The sequence below is a fragment of the Sinorhizobium kostiense genome (assembly GCF_017874595.1).
GTDB classification, from domain to species: Bacteria; Pseudomonadota; Alphaproteobacteria; order Rhizobiales; family Rhizobiaceae; genus Sinorhizobium; species Sinorhizobium kostiense.
In genome coordinates, this window is record NZ_JAGILA010000002.1 from 418,065 (window position 1) to 439,339 (window position 21,275).

23 protein-coding genes and 1 pseudogene are annotated in these 21,275 nt (G+C 58.7%); 14 read left to right on the plus strand and 10 right to left on the minus strand.

Going from position 1 to position 21,275, the window contains the following annotated elements; all coding sequences use genetic code 11:
• Window positions 1–194: 194 nt before the first annotated feature.
• The 6 genes from J2Z31_RS08475 to J2Z31_RS08500 all read right to left on the minus strand — a co-directional run bounded on the left by J2Z31_RS08475 (window position 195) and on the right by J2Z31_RS08500 (window position 6,635).
• Window positions 195–1,346 (minus strand): hypothetical protein, encoded by a 1,152-nt coding sequence (locus J2Z31_RS08475; protein WP_209601466.1) that lies wholly within the window; start codon window positions 1,344–1,346, stop codon window positions 195–197.
• Window positions 1,346–1,633, minus strand: coding sequence for a hypothetical protein (locus J2Z31_RS08480; RefSeq protein ID WP_209601467.1), 288 nt, complete (start codon window positions 1,631–1,633; stop codon window positions 1,346–1,348). The genes J2Z31_RS08475 and J2Z31_RS08480 overlap by 1 nt, the downstream gene beginning before the upstream one ends.
• Window positions 1,633–2,172 (minus strand): metallophosphoesterase, encoded by a 540-nt coding sequence (locus tag J2Z31_RS08485; protein ID WP_209601468.1) that lies wholly within the window; start codon window positions 2,170–2,172, stop codon window positions 1,633–1,635. The genes J2Z31_RS08480 and J2Z31_RS08485 overlap by 1 nt, the downstream gene beginning before the upstream one ends.
• Window positions 2,173–2,174: 2 nt before the next feature.
• Window positions 2,175–4,052: an AAA family ATPase gene (locus J2Z31_RS08490; RefSeq protein ID WP_209601469.1), complete on the minus strand. Its 1,878-nt coding sequence runs from the start codon at window positions 4,050–4,052 to the stop codon at window positions 2,175–2,177.
• Between the two features lie 146 nt (window positions 4,053–4,198).
• Window positions 4,199–5,140 (minus strand): hypothetical protein, encoded by a 942-nt coding sequence (locus tag J2Z31_RS08495; RefSeq protein ID WP_209601470.1) that lies wholly within the window; start codon window positions 5,138–5,140, stop codon window positions 4,199–4,201.
• A 1-nt stretch (window position 5,141) separates the two neighbouring features.
• Window positions 5,142–6,635: a hypothetical protein gene (locus J2Z31_RS08500; protein ID WP_209601471.1), complete on the minus strand. Its 1,494-nt coding sequence runs from the start codon at window positions 6,633–6,635 to the stop codon at window positions 5,142–5,144.
• A gap of 667 nt (window positions 6,636–7,302) precedes the next feature.
• Here J2Z31_RS08500 and J2Z31_RS08505 point away from each other — a divergent pair.
• From J2Z31_RS08505 to J2Z31_RS08545, 9 genes are all read left to right on the plus strand, one after another.
• A complete protein-coding gene (locus J2Z31_RS08505) occupies window positions 7,303–7,650 on the plus strand; it encodes a hypothetical protein (protein ID WP_209601472.1) in 348 nt (115 codons plus the stop codon).
• Between the two features lie 132 nt (window positions 7,651–7,782).
• Entirely contained in the window at window positions 7,783–8,139 is a 357-nt protein-coding gene (locus tag J2Z31_RS08510; RefSeq protein ID WP_209601473.1) for a hypothetical protein, read from the plus strand.
• A gap of 135 nt (window positions 8,140–8,274) precedes the next feature.
• Window positions 8,275–9,234, plus strand: a complete 960-nt coding sequence (locus J2Z31_RS08515; RefSeq protein ID WP_209601474.1) for a nucleotidyl transferase AbiEii/AbiGii toxin family protein — start codon at window positions 8,275–8,277, stop codon at window positions 9,232–9,234.
• Window positions 9,235–10,110 (plus strand): PcfJ domain-containing protein, encoded by an 876-nt coding sequence (locus J2Z31_RS08520; protein WP_209601475.1) that lies wholly within the window; start codon window positions 9,235–9,237, stop codon window positions 10,108–10,110. It begins immediately after the preceding gene.
• Between the two features lie 71 nt (window positions 10,111–10,181).
• Window positions 10,182–10,451, plus strand: coding sequence for a hypothetical protein (locus J2Z31_RS08525; RefSeq protein ID WP_209601476.1), 270 nt, complete (start codon window positions 10,182–10,184; stop codon window positions 10,449–10,451).
• 401 nt (window positions 10,452–10,852) lie between these two features.
• Entirely contained in the window at window positions 10,853–11,239 is a 387-nt protein-coding gene (locus J2Z31_RS08530) for a hypothetical protein (protein ID WP_209601477.1), read from the plus strand.
• A 122-nt stretch (window positions 11,240–11,361) separates the two neighbouring features.
• Window positions 11,362–11,709 (plus strand): hypothetical protein, encoded by a 348-nt coding sequence (locus J2Z31_RS08535; protein ID WP_209601478.1) that lies wholly within the window; start codon window positions 11,362–11,364, stop codon window positions 11,707–11,709.
• Between the two features lie 331 nt (window positions 11,710–12,040).
• Window positions 12,041–12,403 (plus strand): hypothetical protein, encoded by a 363-nt coding sequence (locus J2Z31_RS08540; protein WP_209601479.1) that lies wholly within the window; start codon window positions 12,041–12,043, stop codon window positions 12,401–12,403.
• Window positions 12,400–12,675, plus strand: a complete 276-nt coding sequence (locus J2Z31_RS08545) for a hypothetical protein (protein WP_209601480.1) — start codon at window positions 12,400–12,402, stop codon at window positions 12,673–12,675. Before J2Z31_RS08540 ends, J2Z31_RS08545 begins: the two co-directional genes overlap by 4 nt.
• A 109-nt stretch (window positions 12,676–12,784) precedes the next feature.
• On the opposite strand, the gene ligD is transcribed toward J2Z31_RS08545, so the two are convergent.
• Complete coding sequence (gene ligD / locus J2Z31_RS08550) at window positions 12,785–13,756, minus strand: non-homologous end-joining DNA ligase (protein WP_209601481.1); 972 nt, start codon at window positions 13,754–13,756, stop codon at window positions 12,785–12,787.
• A 33-nt stretch (window positions 13,757–13,789) separates the two neighbouring features.
• Window positions 13,790–14,158 (minus strand): sunset domain-containing protein, encoded by a 369-nt coding sequence (locus tag J2Z31_RS08555; RefSeq protein WP_234939340.1) that lies wholly within the window; start codon window positions 14,156–14,158, stop codon window positions 13,790–13,792.
• A 337-nt stretch (window positions 14,159–14,495) separates the two neighbouring features.
• Between J2Z31_RS08555 and J2Z31_RS08560 the strand changes: the two are divergent.
• The 4 genes and pseudogenes from J2Z31_RS08560 to J2Z31_RS08575 form a co-directional block, all read left to right on the plus strand.
• A pseudogene (locus J2Z31_RS08560) lies at window positions 14,496–14,690 on the plus strand (IS5/IS1182 family transposase); the annotation flags it as partial.
• Between the two features lie 79 nt (window positions 14,691–14,769).
• Window positions 14,770–15,435, plus strand: coding sequence for a hypothetical protein (locus J2Z31_RS08565; protein WP_209601482.1), 666 nt, complete (start codon window positions 14,770–14,772; stop codon window positions 15,433–15,435).
• A gap of 907 nt (window positions 15,436–16,342) precedes the next feature.
• A complete protein-coding gene (locus J2Z31_RS08570; protein ID WP_209601483.1) occupies window positions 16,343–16,846 on the plus strand; it encodes a hypothetical protein in 504 nt (167 codons plus the stop codon).
• A gap of 445 nt (window positions 16,847–17,291) precedes the next feature.
• Window positions 17,292–18,584, plus strand: coding sequence for a calcium-binding protein (locus J2Z31_RS08575; protein WP_209601484.1), 1,293 nt, complete (start codon window positions 17,292–17,294; stop codon window positions 18,582–18,584).
• Between the two features lie 735 nt (window positions 18,585–19,319).
• Here the strand turns inward: J2Z31_RS08575 and J2Z31_RS08580 are convergent.
• On the minus strand, window positions 19,320–19,730 hold the full coding sequence (locus tag J2Z31_RS08580; protein WP_209601485.1) for a hypothetical protein: 411 nt from the start codon (window positions 19,728–19,730) through the stop codon (window positions 19,320–19,322).
• 90 nt (window positions 19,731–19,820) lie between these two features.
• Between J2Z31_RS08580 and J2Z31_RS29920 the strand changes: the two genes are divergently transcribed.
• Window positions 19,821–20,159 carry a helix-turn-helix transcriptional regulator gene (locus J2Z31_RS29920; RefSeq protein WP_209601486.1) on the plus strand — a complete coding sequence of 113 codons (339 nt, stop codon included), beginning with the start codon at window positions 19,821–19,823 and terminating at the stop codon, window positions 20,157–20,159.
• Window positions 20,160–20,604: 445 nt separating this feature from the next.
• Here J2Z31_RS29920 and J2Z31_RS08590 read toward each other — a convergent pair whose 3' ends face one another.
• Window positions 20,605–21,057, minus strand: a complete 453-nt coding sequence (locus tag J2Z31_RS08590) for a hypothetical protein (protein WP_209601487.1) — start codon at window positions 21,055–21,057, stop codon at window positions 20,605–20,607.
• Window positions 21,058–21,275 lie beyond the last annotated feature (218 nt).

A 21,275-nucleotide genomic window follows, 5' to 3' on the forward strand; every position in this document is an offset into this window, starting at 1 on the left:
GGCGACCACAAACATGAGGGAGTGTTGCAAACGAGTTCTTGAATTTCTAAAATTCGCGACAACTCAATGCGTTATAATGGTTTTAACAAAATAGCCAAAATTTCAATGACCCCGATATCAATCCGATGATAATTCAAGACATCAATTTATACGTGTATCGATCGAGGTCTTGAATTTTCCCGCTCCAGAAGCAATCAGTCCTCGCCGGCGAGCCAACGCGCCACGAGGTCTTCAAATTCCGCAGCGTGCTCGATGCCAAGGATGTCCATGCCGTCTTCCGCAGTCATCTTCCCTTCCCTGACCCATGCCGCGACGTCACGCGGCATGAAGCTGGGGTCCATCCCGTTGCGATCAAGGATGTCGTAGAGCGCCGTGTAGTCTTGCGCTCCGACGAGCCGCCGAGCGATCCGCCCGGAGACTTCAAACCTCCTCCAGACATCGACAACCGGAATGCCGCTGCGGATATCGTCGGAGAGTGCGTCGATCATAATCCTGCGCTTGACGACGCCGTCCTGACGCCACCGGCGCTGACCGAACGTCTCGATGTCGAGAACGGCATGTTTGTGGGCACATTCTCGGACATACGCCAGTGCGGCCGAGCGGATTTCGGTGGCTCGGCGGGTGCGTTGGTTCTCCACGAGCGCTTGATGTCGATCCGCCTGGACGAAGTCTTCGGGATATAGCTTCCGTACGGCGGACCATTCATCGGCCGTCGCCTGGGTGCGAACGAACTCGAGCTTGCGGAAGGGTTCGCGCAGCGCCTCGTCGATGCCCTCGATCCAAGAACCCGCCCGCCACCAGACCAGGCGCTCATGGACTTCGTCGAGGAGAATGCGATGTTCCTCGTCCGTCGTCGGAGCGACACGCACAATGACGTTCTCGACGGGAAGCAGCTTTCCCGTCTTAATGCAGACGCCAATGTAGTACTGACAGCACTCCTCGATGTGCTCGCGGTACTCCTGCCGGATCGCCTGCCGCGCCACCTCGGTCGCCTCGCAGCGACCGCATCGGACCCGAGGCTCGTCGCCCCGGATCAAGAACCCCAGCGAGCCGCATCGCTCGCACGTGGTCGCCGACCGGTCGGATGCATTGAATCGGATTTCATCGATGGCGTCGGCGACAGCCATCGGAACTCGCTGCGCTAGGGCATCGGTATGAATGAGCAGGCTGCCTCGTTTTTGCCCGACCTGAGTGACTTTGATCGGGCGTCCGTGGGCGGCGATCCGGATTTCGAGGAGAGCCCTGCCGACAAGCCCGAGCCAGCCATCCCCTACCCCAAGCGCGACGTCGTCGGGGAGGATGTCGCCAAGCTGTCGTCGGATCGCGATGTCGATTTCGAGGTGCATCAGTGTACGCTCCGCTTAACCGCTGCCTGCGCATTGGCAACGATTTCCGCGATGCGCTGCATACCGTCTTCGGGCATGTACTCCGGCGCAGCAGTGATCTTGATCCGGAGCTGTCCATCCGACTCGATGACCCCGGTCACGATTGCGAAAGCCCGGATGTCTGTCGGCAACTCCTCGATGGCTCGCAGCGCATCGTGAACGGCAGGCAACCACGCATCCGGAATAGATACCTCTGCCGTCGGGGCGATGATTGCACCGAACAGCTCGTTGAGCTCGGCTGCAGTCATCAGATAATTCCTTTCGTGAGTTCGTCCAAGCTGCGCGGCGTGAAGCCCACGTCCGGGAGATCGACGCCGACGTCCCGCGACAGTCCGACTCCAGGCAGCCGGCCGTGTGAGTGTCCGTAGAAGTGAACGCTACCGTAGTGCTGGCACGGCCACGTCCGAGCGGCGTAATGCGACATGTAAACATCGCGGCCGCCGTCACGGGTCCGCATCGCGTGTTCTGGGCGTGTCGCCCAATCTAGCTCCGCCAGAACCGGATGCAGGTCGCCTTTCGCTGTCACATCGTGGTTCCCGATGATCAGGTACTTGCGGCCCTTGAGGCGGCTGAAAATCTCCCGGATGCGGTCGGCGTGCTTGTTGAGCTGGAAGGCAACATCGCCGAGGTGGTAGATGATGTCCTCGTCGCCGACGACCGAGTTCCAGCGTTCGATGATCGCCTCATCATGTTCCGAGATCGTGCTGAACGGTCGCGGCTGCATGCCGAGGATACGTTCGTGACAAAAGTGCGTGTCAGCGATGTAAAACTTCCTCGTGAAAGCCATAGCTACACCGCCTTTGTCAGGGTCGGCCCCATCTCATACGAACGGATCGTCTCGATGATTTCCGGACCCTTCAGACGGCCGCGCAAGATCAGCAATTCGACGAGTTCATCGACTGCATCGCGGTGTTGCTCAAGGATTTCGCGGGCGCGAACGGCTTGCGTCTGGAGCATCTCCTCGACGGTCTTGGCGAGTTTCTGGTCCACCAGGCGAGCCTGTTCCAGCGCCTTCTGGTCGCGGTGACCGGCGGACGACAGGGTGTCACCCATTCCAACGCTGGCGAGCATATAGGTAGCCAAGGCGGTCGCGTCTTCCAGGTCAGAAATGCACCCCTCACCATGGGTGCCATAGTACAGCTGCTCAGCTGCCAAACCGGCCAACTTCGCACAAATGCTGTTCGTAAAGGACACGGAGTTACGTTGTTGGCCGTCGGGGAAACGGAAGGCGGCCGCTCCGGCGATTGTTGGCGCAGCTGACGCGTTTGGATCAAACTCCTGCGTGACGTGAACCACGAGAAGGCTGCCGACGCCGAGAATGTGGCCTACCACGGCATGTCCGATTTCGTGGCGGGCGAGAAGACGCAGGTTGTCCGGCGTGCGGCGAATACGCGTCGGCAGCGCGGCGATGACATGGCGGTCCTCGAGTTCGATGCCTTCGCGGCGAGCCAGGCGACGAGCGTCGCGAGCTACGCGTTCGAGGTCAGCGCCGGTCATTCCTTCGGTGCGACGGAGGAAGGGGCGCATGTCCAGATCGACGCCGAGATACCGGCGCAGAATGTGCATACGAGCGCCAGCGTCCGGAAGCCCGATCTCTACATGGCGATCCAGACGGCCCGAACGGCGGAGCGCCGGATCGACGATGTGCGCGTTATTGCACGCGCCGAGAACTACGACGCCATCGCGGCCAACTGCTCCGTCCAGATGTTCAAGGAGAGCGTTGACGATACCGCGCATGTAGTCGGAGGTGTGAGTGTCGCTGTCGCGGTCCGCGAAGTTGTCGACCTCGTCGAGGAATACGATGCACGGAGCGCACCGGCGAGCGGCGTCGAAGGTGAGTTGCATTGCTTTAAGGGCATCCCCTTGGTGCCCCTTGGCCTGCCATTTCGCGAACGAAGCCACCACGAGCGGAATACCGCAAGTCTCGGCCAGCGCGGCCGCGAAGCGCGTCTTGCCGACGCCGGGAGGACCGGAGAGCAGCAGGCCACCGTCTACGTCCGACCACTCGATCAAGCCATTGCGATAGTCCGCGATGTCGCGGGCCAGCTCGAGACCCCACTCCTTTGCCTCGCCGTAGCCATGGAGGTCTTCCAGGCGGGGTGCCGCAGCCTTCTTTTCGAGCGCTACCTTCTGCGTCGCCTTCGCGAGGTCTTCCTTTTCCTGTGCGACCGCAAGGCGGCCGATCACTTCAGACACGGGTCGGCCGGCGAATGAAATCAGGCGACGACGAGAAGCAGGCAGCGCGGCGAGGACGGTGGCGTCTGCATGCGAGATGTCGCCGCCGGTGACCTCGCGGAAAGCCAGCTGGATGAGCTTAGGATCGATTTCCGTGATATCCACCACGGCGTCTGCGGCAGCTACTGTCGTATGTTCAAGGTACTCGTCGCGGTCTTCGCGCTCGATTAGCACTACGATACGGTCACGCGCGACGTTGAGATCAGTGAGCGCCTTGTCCGACGCGACGATTGCCGGGTCCTTATAGCGCCAGCGAGTTTTATCGCCCTGGCTCGACCACGCCAGTGCGGCGTCTTTCCACACGAGCGAAGAAATGCCCGTCGGCAGGACTACGACGAGAAAGCACGCCTCGGCGCGGCGGTACGGACGGAGATAGCGATTGATGTGATGATCGGCGAGACGACGCTCGAGAGCCGGCTTTTCCTCAGCCATTTTTGAACTCCTACGAATAGAGAATAGCGGCGCTGCCCTTGAAGGGCGTCAGGCGTTCGCTATAGCTATTCGCAGGTTGGACATGGCTTTCGGCTCGTCTCTCGTGGTCAACGTATTTGCAACTTTGCCGCGTGCGATGGCCGTTGTCAACGCGTCTTCCGACGCATCCATCCTGGTTTCGCGAAACCGGCATACGTAGTTACCGAAGTGCGATCGCCGCGGGGGCGGTCATCCCGATTAAGGTGAGCGGTCGCCGTCGTCATCTCTTCGGCTTCCTCGTAGTGCCTGTACGGATTTCCAGCACCTTGGGCGACCTCGGCGAGAAGCTCGTTGGCGAGTTGCGCCCATGACCGCACGCCTCCTCGCTTGACCGATGACCAAAAGCGGCGCAGCTCGAACGGCTTCTGGTATGGGTGTTTTCCGAGTTCGGTGATGACCTCCGTCAGCTTGCCGCCGATCACCTTGTCGGCCTCGGCGAGATAGGGATATCGCTCGGCGAACTCGGCGACCAGCTTCTCGGTTGTAACCCGGAGATCATCCCGGTCGTAACCGAAGAATGGCCAGCGCTCATAGATGTCGCCTAGTTTGAACGCTTCGCGCATGGCCTCTTCGCACGAGAAGAAGCGAAGCTTGAGCGGGAGGCAATTAGGATCGGGAAAGGGGTAGAACTCAAGCTTCTTCGTGATCCGTTTGTTGTTCGGATCGCTGGGCAACCCAGTCGGCAGCTTGAACTTCGATTTCTTCATTGCCTTCCTGGGATACTGCCGGGTCTTGAAATCGAATGACGAGACCAGTGAAAATCTCTCGACGCCTTCAATCGCCAGCACCAGGGCCGCAAGGGAAGCTTTGTCCGCGGACGCAAGATGCGACTGGAGAAAGTAGACATTGGCCGTGCCGATATCGGCGAACCGAATCCAAACCGGGCGCATGTCGTCGGCGTCTTGGAGGGTTGACAGGTACTCCGTGATGCTGCGGTTGATAGCAGCACCCTCCGTAGTCGAGACGGACTTCTCGACGTTGAGCAGGATCGCCTCGTGCTTAGCCTGATAGAGTTCGTTGTATCGTTCATCTGTCAGCTTCGTTGTCATGTCAGGCAGCCTTATCTTCCGTGATGCGGAATGTGGGTGTGTCGATCCATGTTCCGATCCTGCGTAGCTCGCTGAGCAATTCGTTCTCGTCCTCCGGTGAAATGATGAAGCGGAAGTGCTGACGGACGTCACGCTGACCCGGAACCTCGTAGAAGGCTCGAAGGACAATCCTGCGGGTGCCATTCCAGACGATGCTGTTGATATGTTCGTATATGATGTCGTCGAGATCGGTTTTGGACGCCGCGGTGTCGATCTCGAGGTCGATGTGGGTGCAGTTTTCGAAGGTCGGGTATAACTCTTCCTGAGCGACAGGAGCCGGCGACGGCGCTGAGGCCTTCGGCTTTTTCACGCGCTCCACCCGCTCCTTTCGGGCCGTATCGGCCGGCACACGGTTCTTGATCACGTGTTGAAACCCAACAAGGTCGCGGCCGAGTTCGGTCTCTTCGGCGAAGAAGTTCCACGCAGCGGCCTCGACACCGTCGGCATCGATCGCCGACAGGAGGTTTGCCCCTCGATACCTGCGTGTCGCGTAGGCAGGCGTCAGTGGATCGTTGTCCAGAGCCTCCTTGAGCGCCACAAGCCAGGTGTCCTTTGCAAGGGATTGGTCGATGCCGAGCGTCTTGAACGTCCGTGGCACCCTCAGCCAGAAAACCGAGTTGATCCTGTAGCGCGGCTCGTCAGGCGCTCCGATACGGTAGCCAGCCTTTTCGAACGGAGCCGTATTGGCGAATACGGTGTGATGGGAGTCAGGGTTTACCCGGACATGAAGCTCGATCTTGCCGACGGACGTGCCTTTCTTCGGGGCGGGCATGCCGTCGTAGGAAATGCGGACGTCGAACTTCCGGACGCCGGCGAAGTCGTCGATGACCTTGGAGATCACCCGTTCCTGAAGTTTTCCGAACGGAATGACGCCCTTGACTGGAGGGAAGCCGACGACTTCGGCCAGCTGTTCCGGAGTGAACGTCAATTCGAACCTGTTGTCTTCGCCGGCCCTCCACGGATGTTTGGCGACGTCGAGCGCGATCCGTTTATAGAGCATATGGCTATACTTTGACCGCATGCTGCCGCGGCCCAGGGCGTTAAGTTCGATGTAGCCGTAGGCTGGCATACTGCGCATGAGCCAGCGGATGGGGTCCGGGAACTGGTACCCGAGTGACGTCTCAGTACCCTTTGTCGCCTCCCAGAAAGTCAGCATCTTGACCCCGCGGAAGCTGCGCCCGTCTTCTCCGGCGAACGAGAGCTTGATCTGCTCCATCTTGCCCAAGGACCGCTCGACAGCATCGCGGCGGGCGTCGGACCCGAGGAAGCGAAGGCATTCGACGAGTGGTATCTCGTACGAGGTCGCGGTCATCGAACGGTCGTTCTCGTACGCTCTGGAGATAAGGAGTTCGTGCAGCGCCAAATCGAAGCCGGTCAGATCGACTGCACCGTTGTCGATCACGACGCCCGCAAGCATCTCGGCCGGCCTCGGGGACTGCGGTGCGATCACGGCCAAAGACGCCCCCTTGGCAAGGGCGTCGGAGGTGCTGCCTCTAGGTGCGGGTTGGAACGGCAGCCGCCTTTTAAACGATGGTGTAGTCATGGTTCCCTCAGAAGTATTTCTACTTCAATCGTTACCGCCGGCTTTGCTCTCGTCAATAGTAAATCCCATTTATTACTTAGTTTGTGATTTCCAAACATGCTTTAAATGGGATTTGCTCATTAAATCATTCATTATATTACATATTTTATTCATCCGCCTGGGCTGACATTTTCGATAAATCCCATCCAGCTGAAATCGTGGGATTATGTGCCTTAAAACCGGGATTTATGGGATTTGCGGTTTTGGGGTCTCCGGGGAGAACCGGGATTTATGGGATTTGATGAAGTTGACAAACGCACATGCTGCAAGGGTTTTCTTGTCAGCATTTTTCGATTTTTGCTACGATTCTAAGTACATACGCGCGTGAGACGCGCTGAAGATACGCTGGACTGGGAATGTTTTGGAAGAACGGGTCGCTTCGCTCTTTTTTGCTGTTTTGACCTGCACCCAGGCGATGGGTCGAGCAAAGCATCGAGCGAAGTAGAATTCACCGCAGTAAGCGTTTTACCTGAAAAACACTTGCGCCAAGAATAGCCCGCAACCACGATGGTAACATTCCTCGTGCAAGAAGCCAGCGCCGATGACGAATTTGACTGTCCAACTCCTCGCCGAAATGATCGACGAATCGTACCGCCCGACGCCGATCCGGCAACTGCCGGCGAAGAAACGCAAGCAGTACCAGGCCGACGCCGTGCGCTCGACGCGATCGAAGGTGGAAGCCGCGCTCGAAGTTGGCACTGTCCTACCGACGCGCCAGCACATCCGCGATGCACTCACCGACGCCGCGCTCCACATCCTTCGTTCCGGAGACGACGAAGCCGAGGTGATCCGCCAAGTCTTCGCGTCCGTGTTCGGAGACGAAGCCGACATCGCGATCGAGAAGATCACGGCCGGGAAGATCGAGCCGAGGTTCTTCAAATCGGCATAAAATGGAAATGGGACATCCGCGTCCCATGCGTAAATTGAAAAGCCTCGTCGATCACGGCGGGGCTTTTGTTTCTTGCTTCGTCGGCGCTCATTCTCATCGCGTAGTGATGTCGTAGTGATGAGGGATCGGGCTATGCCGAGGGTGAGAAATCCAGAGAACGAAGCGCAGCGTTCCGCACAGGAGCGGTATCGTGAGCGCCTGCGCAGCCAGCAACGCCCTGAGGCGGATGCCGTTGACACCGCACTCGCGGCTGCGCTTGCCGTATACCGTCACACGGCGGAGCAACGCGGCTCTGAGAAAGACGTCCGCCGCTCGGACGGTCTGGAGATCATGGCCATCAATTACCTGGTCTCCCGTGGCTACGCACCGACGATGGCCGAGCGTCAGGTCCGTCGACGTGTGCGACGTCTGGATGTCGGAGACCTCGTCACTATGGTCTCCGGCGCTTCTCAACCGGCCTTCCCCAGCTCCTCACGCAAGCCGTCTTGAGCCTGTCGGATTTGGCTGTCTTCTCCCCATTACTTCCTATTTCGGAATCGACCGACGGCAAAATCGCGTAGTGATGTAGTGGCTTGCATCGCCGGCACACACGATCCCCTCACAACACAGTCTGAGGGGACGACAATGGCAAAGATATCCGGAATACACGAGAGCCTCGACGCCAGGCTCAAAAGGGCGGTGAAGGCACACGGCCTGAATATCGACAAGGCGGCCGCCCGCGTTCTCGGCGACGCCATTCTCTCGGTCTGGCACTACGGAATGGGGCCGGCTCCGATCATACTCAAGGGTGGCGACCTCTTTCCCCAGACGCTGCGCGAGACCGACGACGTCGATATCCTGACGGTCCGCCGGTACACGAACCTCGAAATTCAGAACGGGTTCAAGGTCATCGCTCCCCTCCTTGAGGCACGAGGCATAACGCTCGAGTTCCTGTCTCCACAGGCGCAGGAAATCGACGTCGGCTATGGAGACCCCGTCACCCGCTATAAGGTCCGTGGGAAGGCCGGTGGCGTCCGGGCGAACTCCCAGATAGACATGACGCTCGCCCGCGGCCCCCACGCCCTGCCGCCGGTCATTGTCGACTCCAACCTGCCTTCATTCGTCGAAGGCGTCGACCCGCTCCGCATCCGAACGGTTCCGCTGGTGACCATGGCGGCCGAGAAGTGGCTGGCCGTTTTGACCCAGCCGCCGACCGACTACCGGGTCAAACACCTGAGCGATCTCTTCCTTCTCGCCGACGTCGCCAAGCTCGACCTCGCCTGCATCGCCGAGGAGATCACTCGCGTCGCACGCCACAGGGGAATGACGCTCGCTTGCTGCAAGTCGAACCCCGACGCCCTGCGCTGGCCGTCACTGGGATTGCGCGAGCAGTCGTGGAACAAGCTTCCTGAGGCACGTCGATATGGCCGCACGATGTTCCAGGTGTTCATCGACATCAACGCGCGATGGGCCGATCTGCATGCGCAGCTCTGCGCTAAAGTCGGCCGAGATTTTCGCTCCGCCGGCTACGAGCCAATGCACCTAGATCGCCTTCTGGCAGGCCACGGCTATGAACCCCGCCTGAAGCCTGCGGGAGCTGCGTGAATGAGCAAGTATTCTCACCCGGAATATGCAGTCGCTCGACGAGAACTTGTCTGCGAACTCGATGTTCCCGACCGGATATTCTACCCCGTCCGGCATCTCGTCGGCTGCAGCCTGGTCCGAATCTTCTACAGCGAATGGCTTCGGCAAGACGCCATCGACCCCGAGTGGCTCCGGGTTGTCGAAGAACATGGCGGTGAGGAATGGCGGAGGATTGATGGTTGGCCCGAACAAGGCGGCGACTTCATCCGACGGAAGTGGGCGCAGCGCGCTCGACTCTGGGTCGGCCGCCACAGCGCCGATATCCGACACGTCGTCGACTGGCTGATCAACGCCCGCTCCGACAACCACGCCTGGCTCGATAATCTCGACGCCCAAGGGTATCCCAAGAAGCTAATGAAAGCCGGCTCTCTCGAGCGCCTTGTCCGCGAGGCCGACAAAGGTCTCCGGGCGCGCAAGGTCGCCGACGTCGAGCTTGGCCCAGAAGACGAGGCCTTCGTGGCCGAGCTCGGAGCCGGTCACACCCTCGTCGAACTCTTGTCACCAATGGCGCTCAGAAAAGAGGGCAGCATCATGCGCCACTGCATCGGCCATGGGGGATATGACTGGCAGCTCGCCGAAGCGGATCGGCATATCTACAGCGTCCGCGATCCGAACGGCGCGCCACTGGCTACACTCGAAATCCACGGCATTGCGGTGAGGCAATTCCGCGGACCGAAGAACGCCGACCCGACGCCTGCTGTCATCGACCTCGTCTCCAAAGTCGCCTTCGACTGGGGATGGCTCGGTCTCGAAGAGGCTTCGCGTGGCGGCAGCGGGTATGGTCCCGAAGCCCTCGTCATCCTCGAGAACCTGCCACCCGTCCGCCGGCGGCCGTGAACTTGCGGTCGTCCGCCGGCGAAAACAACATCGGGATAACCGGATGCAGTTCCGGAGAGAAGCGAGGGGACATGAAAGACCTGGATATCATCGACATACTTCACGACGCCGTCGACGCGTACCTGCCTTCGATTTTGGAGGAAGACCGTCGGCAGAAGGCGCTCAAGTTCCTGCGAGGTAGCGAAGCATACCTAGCGACACGGCCGGCGCACCGGAAGTCCGCCGAAATCATATCTCTGGACGATTATGCCGTCTTGCCGCGGGCGTGGAAGGCTATTCGTCGAACACGCCGGTCGGCGCTTGCTGATGCCACGAATTACCTTCAGCATTCTGTGAGCTAGTTCGGAGACTGCGACTATGACTGCTACGATTGAACGCCCAGAAAACGAAGACGACGACTGCCAGGACTGCCCGGGATGGGGGGAATGGTGGCCGGAAGCGCTGGAGCAGCGCGAGCTTGATAACGCGGACGCCGAAGTGCCTTCCCCTCTCAAACCGCTCTTTTAGATCGGAACCTCGCCAACAGGCGGGGTGTTTTCTTTGAGATTCGGTGAGATAGCTAAAAGTCTATCTTTCGTTTCAAGGTTTGATTCCGATTCAGTATCTACAAGCGGAGCTCAATTCGCGGGAGCATTAGTCATGTCGACGATCAATCACCGAACTCAGGAGCCTATACGTAGCAAGCACTCTTGCTATTCGGCCTCCGGATGCCGGTTGAGAAATCCGTCGGAAGGACTACCGCATGACTTGTTCGCTCGTTCTGGCACCGCAGCCGCAAGCGACTGATCTGAAGGCCGCCACGGCGCTCCTGCAGCTTGCTATTCAGCTGCATCACCAGCGCGCCACCGCCGACGTACTCGACGGCCGCACCCTCACCCTCGATGACGACGGCTATCTCCTGACGCCAAACCCCGTCCGTGAACCCGGTCCGTTCGCAGTATCGGTCGAATTCCCGGACGGCGTCGAGATCGGCGCTGTCTTCGACACTCTCGGCTTCCCGTTCAACCATCCTGGTCTCGAACAGGCCGTGATGCTGGTGGCCAAGGCGAAGGAGGACTTCGAGGCGGTACGTGCCAAAGCGAAGGGCCTCATCGAAGACTTCGTCGCCGAGTTCGCTCAGGCGGCCTAACCCTCTTACCTCCCTGGCCCCGTCAATCCCGGCGGGGCTCCCTCCCTCCAACCGCTTTCAGCATAAAACCATCGACCACGGGAGCTGAAAGGCCGTGGTCAAAAACACACAGGAGTCCGCACATGGGCAAGAAAGTCACCCGCATCTCCGCCGCCGCCGACGGCCGCCGCGGCGTGGTGGAATCGTACACCGTAAAGGGGTACTCGGCGAAAGCATGCGAGCTCGACGCAAAGGCAATCGAATTGGGCTTCAAGCCCGATTTCCGCCTGAACGTCATGGTAGTCGCCGGCGAGAGCATCCTCGAGGCGGTCCTGCCTTATGGCGAGACCGAGGTCTACCTTTCGCTGACGAACAACCGCGACGCAGAAGAGGTCGCTCGTATGCGCGACAAGCCGGCGACTTTGGCTGCCTACGCAGCCGTTCGCCTTGGCCCCGCCGTCCGTGAGTACATCGACGCAAAGCGCCTCTAAACACCAGCCCCCGGCGTCCAACCGACGCCGGGGGCTTTTTCTTGACACCCGCATTCCGTCGACGGATAAAAGTCGGACGGTGCAGCTCATCGAGCTTGTATTCTTTTCCTGAGAGGCGCGCGGAGGTTCCAAAATAACCGCGCGCCTTTTTCGTTTAAGTAAATTCTGAAGTATAGTTTAAGTATATCGTGGTTAACTTGCGTTTGATTTTCGCTTTTTTAGATTTTATACTTGTATCCATCAAGGATACGAGCAATCATTACTCTACGGCCGGAAAACACCTTCCCGCCCGTCGCCGATTTTGGAACTCGGCGCACCAGGAGTGAATATAATGCTTCAGACCATCAAGACAGAAAATATTGATATCCGTGCCATCGCCGCACTGGTCGACTCGAAGTATGGCGCACCGAAAGTCGTGCCTCTCTGGGCGGTGGGCAACGCCCTCCTTCACGATCTGGCTCATTCTGGAATGATCCCGGCTTTCGCTGAAGCTCTCGACGTCGAGGATGTCCCCGGCGTCCAGCCGCGCCTCGTCCCTGTCTACGACGAGGAAGGACTCCGCGCCGGCGACCTGTTCGCCGTTGTCGATCCTGCAAACGGCCAGGTCGGCCTCAGCGATAACGGCGATGCCGTTTGGATCGATGCGGACACCGTCGAGGAAGCCCTGCTCATCTACGAACGAGGGGGCGAATGATCCCGAACCGCAACACACTCTATCGCCGCCAGGACGGCTTAGAGATGACGTCGCAGGAGAAATTGGCATTCCTCCTCGACATCGGCGGCCTTGACTACAAGGCAGCCGCCAGCATCGCGCAGGCGGCACCCAGGACGATTTGGAGCTACAGGAAGCCGTCGTCTACCAGACAGGTGCCTCAGGCCATCCTCGATCGGATTGAGCGCTACGTCTTCGAACGCCTCTCGGCCATCGTCGCGGCCGCTGGATACCAGCTTCGGCCCGTTGCCTGACACCCTGCCGCTGCGTCCCCTCGTTAACCGAAACCCCGCTGAAGCCCGCTCGTCGCCGCTGTGACGCAATCGAGTTCGTGCCGAGAGTTCTGACTCTCGAGCAGCAAGACTACAGATTGAACACTGACGCGTCATCCGCCCTCTCTCTGATCCCCTTGAACGAGGAATGCCTGAGCTTTTCGTCTTCGGTCCATGCACGATATTCGACCTCGGCGACGAGCAGCGGCTTCTTGAAAATCGCGCACTTGCGTTTGAGAGCCACGGCCGGCTCGTTGGTCACGATCTTGTCGAGTAACTCTCGCAACCTGACCGATTCCGTGCGGCTCCAGCCCGTGCCACAACCGCCAACGTATACGAGGCGGCCTCCCTTTTGCGCGGCCAACAGCAGCCGTCCGACTGCACCGGGCAGTGTTGACGGCTCGTATCCGACGATAACAAAGCTGTCGCGGCGGCTGCACGTGATCTTCTGCCACCAGTCAGTCCGGCCGCAACGATACGGTCTGTCACGATGCTTGGCGATAATGCCTTCAAGCCCGTGCGCACAAGCAACTCGGAGAAACTCCTCGCCTTCCGCCCGAACCTCTTCCGAGAGGCGGATGGCACCTTCACGACCTCCCACAATGGGTTCGAGCAGGCGTCGGCGCTCGCGTAGGGGCAGTCGGCGCAGGTCGCGGCCGTCGAGATAAAGAAGGTCGAAGGCAAACAGAATGATCTCTCCGGGCTCGTGCGCAGCCGGGCGACGCCCGAGCGCGCGCTGAAGCATCCCGAAATCGGATCGCCCCTGTTCATCGAGAACGACCGCTTCGCCGTCGAGAATGCCGCTCTTCAGTCCGAGTTTCATCGCCTCAGCCGCAATCGCCGGAAAGCGGTCGGTCCAGTCGTAGCCGCCACGCGTGATGAGCCGCACGCGATGAGGCTCGACGTGGACGGCGATGCGGTAACCGTCCCATTTTACTTCGTATGCCCAGTCCGGCCCCTGCGGCGGCCTGTCCACGAGCGTCGCGAGGCACGGATCGACGCGGCTCGGCATTGGGTCGGGCGGAGGCGGGTCGGATAGTTTTTTCGAAGATGCTCTGGCCATTTCGGCTATTAACGCACCGATTAGAGAAAAGGCTCACCGAAAGGCCTTCCTCCATCCAGCTTCGCGCGCCGCCTCCTCAGAGCAGAACCATCGCTCGCCGCGTAACGGATTGACGACTGTCTCGCGATAATATTCCTGGCCGGGAACGTGAAATATCCGCTCGCCGGTAGTGCTGACATTGCCTTTGATATCGCATCCAATGCCGGACGCCATCGGCGACGTGAGCATCGCTGTGGCGAGTATGGTAATACCCGCCGCGAGGGCGACGCCAGGAATCCAATCGGCAAGCTGACCGTTCGTTGGATGGTTGCGATTATAGCGCGGATGCGGCCGAGATGACCCACTACCTCTGGCCTTCCGCTTTCGCTGCTTTCGCGGATCGAAGTTGACCACATTCCCCATGTGCGCCCCCTCAAGCGGCACGATGCATTACATCAGCTGTTGAGTCCATTAGCCCATCGAATGAACTGACGGGGAACTGCATTCCCTGCCTGCCACGGTGCCCTACGCCGCCCCTCGCCGCCTGTCGCCCTCAGTCGAACGCATGAACAAGACGGTCACCGCCCTGGAGCCGCATCGTGGGCAGCGAAAACGGCTGGCGACCATCCAGCCACCAGCGTCAGCATGTCGAGATCGTAACTCCAGGTGCATCGGCGAATGGACTTCATTCCCTCGCGATTGCCGTACGCGCACCGCGCCTTTGCCATCCCAAGCTGAAAGCTTCACCGATTGTCTCGACCGCTCGAACGACACGCACGCATCGACGACCGACCCGGACGCGCGGCTGTACCGCAAGGGGAAAGGCCAGGAGAGCCGACTGGCCTATCTGGGGCACGCGCTGATGGAGAACCGCAACGGCTTGGCGGTCACCGGCATGGTGATGCATGCGACCGGCACTGCCGAGCGGAAAGCTGCCGCCGAACTGGGGCGTCCACTCCATCACCCAATTGGAGGATGCGGCAACTGAACGCCTCCGGTATCGGTGATCTCAGTTGTGTGTAGGAGAACGTCGAATGAAACTGGGACTGCTCGGCTCGGTACTGCTTTGTGGATATGCGATGTCGACGGCGGGAGTCACCGCCTGCGATTTCGACCAGCCGACAGGTGCCTGTCGTGGGTCGATCAGCATCGATAGCGTTTCTGGATCGAAAGGGAGCTATTCGGCCGAGCTCACAGTCAAGAGTTCCGCTGGTTCGTGCAGCAAGGTGGAGTACTACCTGGACAACACTCCTCAGGTCACCGTGATTCGCAATGCCGGTTCTGAATCCGAGAGCGTGTTCGGTACGAGGCCGATCACCAGGAAGAGCTTGGCGGTCAAAAAGTGCACATCGTACGCAAAGTCGAAAGGAAGCGGCGGCAATGACAAACAAGCCGCAGGACCTAAGTTTTTCGAGGGGCGCTGGCAGGGTTCAGTCGGAATGCTCTTGATCAGGGCAACGCTCGTTCTCGATCTGAGCGTCGACGGAAATCGGGTAACCGGCACAGCGACCGCGCCCCACAACGGAGAGACGTACTCTATCGACGGAACCGTCACAGGAGGCGTGTTGAGTTACACTTACGCGCAACCTATTGGCGGCGCTCCCGCGACCGTCCGCATCACGAAGAAGTCGGCGAATTCGATCTCATATGCGGGCAGCGGCGACGGGATCACGCTGTCGGGGACGCTTCAGAGATTCTAACTTCATAGCAACTATTGCGGGTTGCCTGTCAAACCAGTCAGCTGGCGCTGCCAGCGTCCTGCTTAGGACTCTGGGCCGGCTGCACTGCCCTCCGCCGCCCGACAGCCTTCAAGCTTTGCGCTCAATCCGTACCAGGCATGAAAAGGCGTAATCGTGAGCCCTATCATTCGGCAGATAATTCGCTGCGACCGCATATTCTTTTCTCACCACGTGCCCATGACGAGTGAAGGGACGGCCTCCCGGCATTCGAGATAGTTGTCGGACCCAAGCTTCCAAGATCAACGCCAGAACAACATGGGAGGTTACTGAGGACGGGAACAAAGCCGGTCTGACACCGCTGAGCCCCGGCGATGCAGCACGAGCCTATGCTGCCCCTCGCCGCCGGTCGACCTCAGTCGGAGGCATGAACATGACGGTCACCATCCTGGAGCCGCATCGTGGACAGCGAAGGCGACTGGCGACCATCGACAGTGGAAAGTCTCTTCCACGCGTGGCCACCAGTGTCAGCATTTCGAGATCGTAGCTCCAGGTGCATCTGCGAACGGACTTCATTCCGTCGCGATTGCCATACGCGCACCGCGCCGTTAGCTGCCATCCCAGGCTGAAAGCTTCACCGATTGTCTCGACCATGGCCGCCAAATAGTATAAGAACAAACAGAGAACAATGACAACCGCGTGCAAGTTCCACAGATTTGGGCACGGTTAATGGCCGCCGGCGGCGGTGCTTCGCGAGGGAACGTGCGATGAGTGACGAACGGATATCCATCCGGTGAACACCGCAGATAGTCCGAAGCTGACTCCACAATCCTTGGACAGCCACGGCCTCCTCCAAACGGGGGATTTCACCATCACACATCCCAACTATTACCCCCTCACCTATGGTCCGCAGAAAGTGGAGAAGTAGACGATGAAGAAGATGGTATTAAGATGCGCCTTGACTATAGCCAGCACTCTGGCGTCTTTGACCGTTGTTAGAGTAGAGAATGCCTCGGCTGATCGCCGGGAAGACATCTATCAGGCTTGCTACCGCGAGATCGAGGCACAGTTTGGTCCGTACACAGACATTACCTGGATGGAAAAGGTATGGAAGTGCTCTGAGGAAAGACAGTTGGGCCTGTCACCCGGGTCCGAGTCGTCCGCTACCGAGTGTGATTTTCAGAAACGCACGGGGTCATGCAAAGGGACAATTCGTATACAGAGCACCACCGGTGGTAAGGGCAGCTACTCTGCCGAACTTCTGGTCAGCAGTTCGGCCCCCACATGTTCAAAGGTGGAATTCTACCTGGACAACACACCGCATCAGACAGTTCTCAAGCTTGTGAATTCAGCCGAAGAAAGCGTTTTCGGCACTAAGCCGATTTCAAAGAAAAGCATCAAGATTTTCGATTGCACCACCTATGAAGCCCGCTGATCCGTAAGCGTCCGGTCGATCGCCGTCCGGCGCGTTCTTCAGCTTGCGCCGCCATCTCTCCATGGCCGCTGGCAGAACCTGCGAAGGCGGAGACGACGGCAGCTACGAACATGCGGGGCGTAAGCCGAGCTGCTTCTTCGCTTTGGGATCGCTCTTCGCTGCGAGTCGCGGAACAGTCGGCGTCTTGTGGACCAGTCAATCAACGGCCCTCGAAATGAGCAGAGCTGGCGAACTCGATCGGTATACTTGTCCAGGGTCGCTAGGATTGCTGCTTCTGTCCTCCACGCCCATCTGCAGTTGTACTCCAACTTAAAGAACTCGTTCGCTGCACCTTAGCGCCCGGGATGAATTCGAATTTTTCTGCCGTTCCTCCCCCGTTTGGGGGACGCGCGCCGGAGCATTCCACTGATTGAGTTTCGTAGGCATCGTTTAAAGGGGGCTCGATATGGCAAGCATTAATGGAACCAATGCGGACGACGTTCTTTCAGGCGTCGACAACGAATACAACTTCATCCGCGGCTTTGACGGGAACGACTCGTTGTACGGGGGAAGTCTCGCCGACACGATTTTCGGAGACGACGGAAACGATTTTCTTTCCGGAGACGACGGACTGGACAACCTGTCGGGAGGTAGCGGCGACGATACGCTTTGGGGGGGCGAAGGAGGTGACGTTCTCTCGTCCGGTTCTGGGTTTGATTGGCTCTATGGTGACGGCGGTGACGACACCTTCTATCTGAGTTCCATCAGCTCAAACGAGATCAAGCGTGCCTTCGGGGGCACTGGCGATGACCTTTTTTTCGCTAGTTTCGCCTCCGATATTCTGGATGGCGGCCGCGGCCAGGACCTCGTTGATTACAACAACAGCTTTGCCGGTGTTACCGTTAACCTAATGACCGGTATTGGGTCCGGCGGTGCCGCGGAGGGTGACACATATCGCTCGATCGAGGACGTTCAGGGCAGCGCATACAACGACAACCTCACCGGGAACGGCAATTTTAACGAGTTGTTTGGCGATGCCGGGGACGACGTGGTCGCCGGCGGAGAAGGCGGCGACTATCTGGACGGTGGAATGGGTGCCGATACTCTAAGCTATCGAGCGTCGGATGCGGGCGTCCAAATCAATCTAACGACCGGATTTGCATGGGGAGGAGACGCCCAAGGAGACCAGTTCATCCTTTTCGAGAGAGTCTGGGGCAGTGACTTCTCGGACACGCTCACGGGCGACGGCAGTGCAAACTTTCTTCAGGGCTTTCTCGGTAACGATCGGCTTTACGGTCAAACCGGCAATGATCGCCTCTATAGCCACGGGGGGAGCGATACGCTCGATGGCGGTGCTGGAGACGATATCCTCAAGGGCGGTACCGAAAACGACGTTCTGATCGGCGGTGTCGGCGCGGACGATCTATACGGCGAGGCGGGTGCCGATCGCTTCGACTTCAACCTGACAGCTGAAAGCACGCCGGCTTCGACCGGACGGGACTCCATCTTTGGATTCAGCCATGCCGAGGGTGACCGGATTGACCTGTCGACGATTGACGCGAACACGAAACTCACAGGCAACCAAGCGTTTGCGTACAAGGGTACGGCCGGGTTCTCTGGCGTTAGCGGCGAACTGCGTTACACATCAACGGCGACCGATACGTACGTTTATGCCGACGTAAACGGAGACAAGATTGCTGACCTATCGATCCATTTGAGTGGTGCGTTCAAACTGGTTAGCTCTGACTTCGTTCTTTAGGACGTCGGCACTTGAAGCAGCAACAGCCCGCTCCGGCGTTTACGTGGGGAGCCTCACTTAACACCGCCGCGCCTTCACCAGCTTGGGAGCAAGTCGAGGCCACATCGCTTTTTCGAAGGCCCTCTGCTCCGTTGCTTTTGAGCACCGTACGCCGACATTGACCACGTGACCATGAGAGCATCAACTTCAACCGTTCATTCCCAACGAAAACAAGTAAAGCCGAAAAAATCAAATTAATTGCAACGGGCGAAAGAGGCCCTGCAATGACTACTCAAGGTCGGACTGAGCAGGTCGAGTGGGCGAAGAGGCATCTGGCCGAACAGCAAAGCCTGGCCGCATGAAACCATGAACGGAACCTGCGGCTAGGTCCCAAGCGCTGCGACGCAGCCGCCTTGCACGGAGTCTCACACTCGATTGGGTGAGCGAACCAGAAGAGGCGGATTTGCCGCTTGTCATTACGAGACACTGCGCTAGGACCTGGATCATCCGGTGTATTTTCGCTGGACCTGAAGCGATTCCGGTGAGTGCGTTGCCCACTCTTAGACGAATGGAATGATAAGTGCTTCCTGAAAAGCGGTACGGGTGTACCTCGCCAATAACAAACAGAGCCCGCTCTGTCTCGGGCCCCGTCTTAAAGTGATTGATGCTGAAAATTGTTTGGTGCTTATCCGCTGCTGCTGGAGCGCGGCATTGTGTCTTCGGTTTAAAAGACTGCCCCTGCCCGTCTCAGCAGATTCATGTCTTCGGGAGAAGACAGAGCTTGCTATGATTTTTCACCGCGGTCATGTCGCAGACGAAGTATTTCACTAGGAACGGCCAGGATTTTGTCGATGATACGCCGGCCGTCTGCCCTCCGGCTTTTATCATGTCTGACGTTCCCCATGATGATTTGCGGCTTGGATCGCATTTCCCTTCCTCGCCTTTCATGTAGTAACAGGTGAGGACCTGGATGGGGAAGTTGCAGCGGTTTTTGATGGTGACGTAGTCCCAGTCGATCTTGGACCTGCTTCTCTGCTTTAAGAAGGCGCATTTGCCATCGGCATAGGGTGCGCGGCCGTCGTCTTTGGTCTTCTTTTGCTTCGCGGCCCTTATGTAAGCAACCGCATCATTTGTTCCCGTGTTCCCGGAATAAGCACAGCGATCCAAAAACGAATGCGCTCGGTGACGACGGAGAAGTGGCTGAAGCCCGATGGGCCTCCAGGCTCACTCTCAATTCCACGAGACGGCTTGCGACCGATGATTCTGCGGATACAGCGTCTTGGAGGCAATCTGCCGGATTTCTTCTCGCATTCGGTCGGCGCTTGTCTAATAGAGGATATTGGGCGGGAGCAGAGGCAAAACCAGGAACAGCTTCGTCAACTCTTCGGCCTAACAGCCACTGAAGCGATCATAGCAACGATGATCTCTCAAGGAGTGACCCTGCAGCGGATAGCGCAGGACCGAGCGATATCGTACGAGACCGCACGTACCCACCTACGGAATATCTTCAGCAAGACGAATACAAGGCGGCAGGCTGAGCTCGCGGCTCTGCTGACCCGACTTAACCTCGTTGATCTTCCACAATGCGTGCCTTAATGCATCCTTCGACGGCGAGGACTTCTCCCCGTTCATAGCTAAAGCTCGCTGTCCAAAACAGCTACCGGCGCAGTCTCTCAGGCTGCTTTTGTCCGGCCAGCCACTCCAAGTAGGTCCTGAGACGTTCCTTGGGTGTTTCCCGACCTGCCATGATGATGGCTTCGCTGCGACTAATCCCGTAGGTTGCGATGAAGGACTTTATTACATCTTCATTGTGACTTATCGATCCGAGCTTCAGCGTCGTGGTTGTACTTCGCGGCATGAATTTGCTCCTACGCAAGACGGGGATATCACGGCGGCAACGCGCGACGCATACTCCAATTGCGAGGGCTTTGCCCGCTCCCGGAGCTCTCAGACACGCAACACCCTGGATGGGATTTTCCGCGCTCGGTTTGGGTGAAGCCAGAGATGGCGGGAGGCCACGTTTAGCGTCACTCCTCTCCGTCTAGCGTCGGGTCAAGGCTCCTGTGATCACGGCGCTATCTACGCCTCGATAGGCAAGGCTGTTCGGCCCGTTCCTTGTCAGCGTCACGTGCGTGGTTCCCAGTTCGCTGGTATAGCTGTAACTGAGCGAATTGCCATTGATCGTTCCGTCGATCTCCTCCCGAGAGCCGTCGCGCGGGAAGTACGTGAAACCGGAAGCGCGGTTTCCGCTTATGCTGTTGATCGTCACTTCGACCGGGCCGCGGAAAACGAGGATACCTGCCGACCCAGACCAATGACCCCGGAAGAACTCGGGTCCGGATGCAGAATCCCGCTTGGCATCCGCCGATACCTCGGCATACCGGGTGCATCGTTCGATCTGAATGTTCTTCTTGGTAATCGGCCTCGTGCCGAAGAGGCTCTCATGGGCAGAGCTGTTGTTCTTAAAAACTGTCGAGTGCGGCGTGTTGTCCAAGTAGTACTCCACCTTGGAGCAGGATGCGGCCGAGCTGCGTACTGTTATCTCCGCGGAATAGCTCGGTTTGGACCCGCCCGTCCTATCCAGCGTTATGCGGCCCTTGCAACTGCCTATAGGCTTCTGGAAGTCGCACTCTGCAGCCAGGGAAGACCAGGGCAAAAGAATTATCGAGGAAATAGCAACCACTGCTGTCCACGCGGGGTTCATTCGCTGTC

Excerpts from the sequence above, each read along its gene's own strand:
- ligD (WP_209601481.1), bottom strand. The coding sequence starts at position 13,756 with ATGGCCAGAGCATCTTCGAAAAAACTATCCGACCCGCCTCCGCCCGAC.
- J2Z31_RS08515 (WP_209601474.1), top strand. The coding sequence starts at position 8,275 with ATGGCAAAGATATCCGGAATACACGAGAGCCTCGACGCCAGGCTCAAA.
- J2Z31_RS08530 (WP_209601477.1), top strand. The coding sequence starts at position 10,853 with ATGACTTGTTCGCTCGTTCTGGCACCGCAGCCGCAAGCGACTGATCTG.
- J2Z31_RS08575 (WP_209601484.1), top strand. The coding sequence starts at position 17,292 with ATGGCAAGCATTAATGGAACCAATGCGGACGACGTTCTTTCAGGCGTC.
- J2Z31_RS08570 (WP_209601483.1), top strand. The coding sequence starts at position 16,343 with ATGAAGAAGATGGTATTAAGATGCGCCTTGACTATAGCCAGCACTCTG.
- J2Z31_RS08505 (WP_209601472.1), top strand. The coding sequence starts at position 7,303 with ATGACGAATTTGACTGTCCAACTCCTCGCCGAAATGATCGACGAATCG.
- J2Z31_RS08480 (WP_209601467.1), bottom strand. The coding sequence starts at position 1,633 with ATGACTGCAGCCGAGCTCAACGAGCTGTTCGGTGCAATCATCGCCCCG.
- J2Z31_RS08510 (WP_209601473.1), top strand. The coding sequence starts at position 7,783 with ATGCCGAGGGTGAGAAATCCAGAGAACGAAGCGCAGCGTTCCGCACAG.
- J2Z31_RS08540 (WP_209601479.1), top strand. The coding sequence starts at position 12,041 with ATGCTTCAGACCATCAAGACAGAAAATATTGATATCCGTGCCATCGCC.
- J2Z31_RS08520 (WP_209601475.1), top strand. The coding sequence starts at position 9,235 with ATGAGCAAGTATTCTCACCCGGAATATGCAGTCGCTCGACGAGAACTT.
- J2Z31_RS08485 (WP_209601468.1), bottom strand. The coding sequence starts at position 2,172 with ATGGCTTTCACGAGGAAGTTTTACATCGCTGACACGCACTTTTGTCAC.
- J2Z31_RS08565 (WP_209601482.1), top strand. The coding sequence starts at position 14,770 with ATGAAACTGGGACTGCTCGGCTCGGTACTGCTTTGTGGATATGCGATG.
- J2Z31_RS08535 (WP_209601478.1), top strand. The coding sequence starts at position 11,362 with ATGGGCAAGAAAGTCACCCGCATCTCCGCCGCCGCCGACGGCCGCCGC.
- J2Z31_RS08495 (WP_209601470.1), bottom strand. The coding sequence starts at position 5,140 with ATGACAACGAAGCTGACAGATGAACGATACAACGAACTCTATCAGGCT.
- J2Z31_RS08475 (WP_209601466.1), bottom strand. The coding sequence starts at position 1,346 with ATGCACCTCGAAATCGACATCGCGATCCGACGACAGCTTGGCGACATC.
- J2Z31_RS08555 (WP_234939340.1), bottom strand. The coding sequence starts at position 14,158 with ATGGGGAATGTGGTCAACTTCGATCCGCGAAAGCAGCGAAAGCGGAAG.
- J2Z31_RS29920 (WP_209601486.1), top strand. The coding sequence starts at position 19,821 with ATGATTCTGCGGATACAGCGTCTTGGAGGCAATCTGCCGGATTTCTTC.
- J2Z31_RS08545 (WP_209601480.1), top strand. The coding sequence starts at position 12,400 with ATGATCCCGAACCGCAACACACTCTATCGCCGCCAGGACGGCTTAGAG.
- J2Z31_RS08525 (WP_209601476.1), top strand. The coding sequence starts at position 10,182 with ATGAAAGACCTGGATATCATCGACATACTTCACGACGCCGTCGACGCG.
- J2Z31_RS08490 (WP_209601469.1), bottom strand. The coding sequence starts at position 4,052 with ATGGCTGAGGAAAAGCCGGCTCTCGAGCGTCGTCTCGCCGATCATCAC.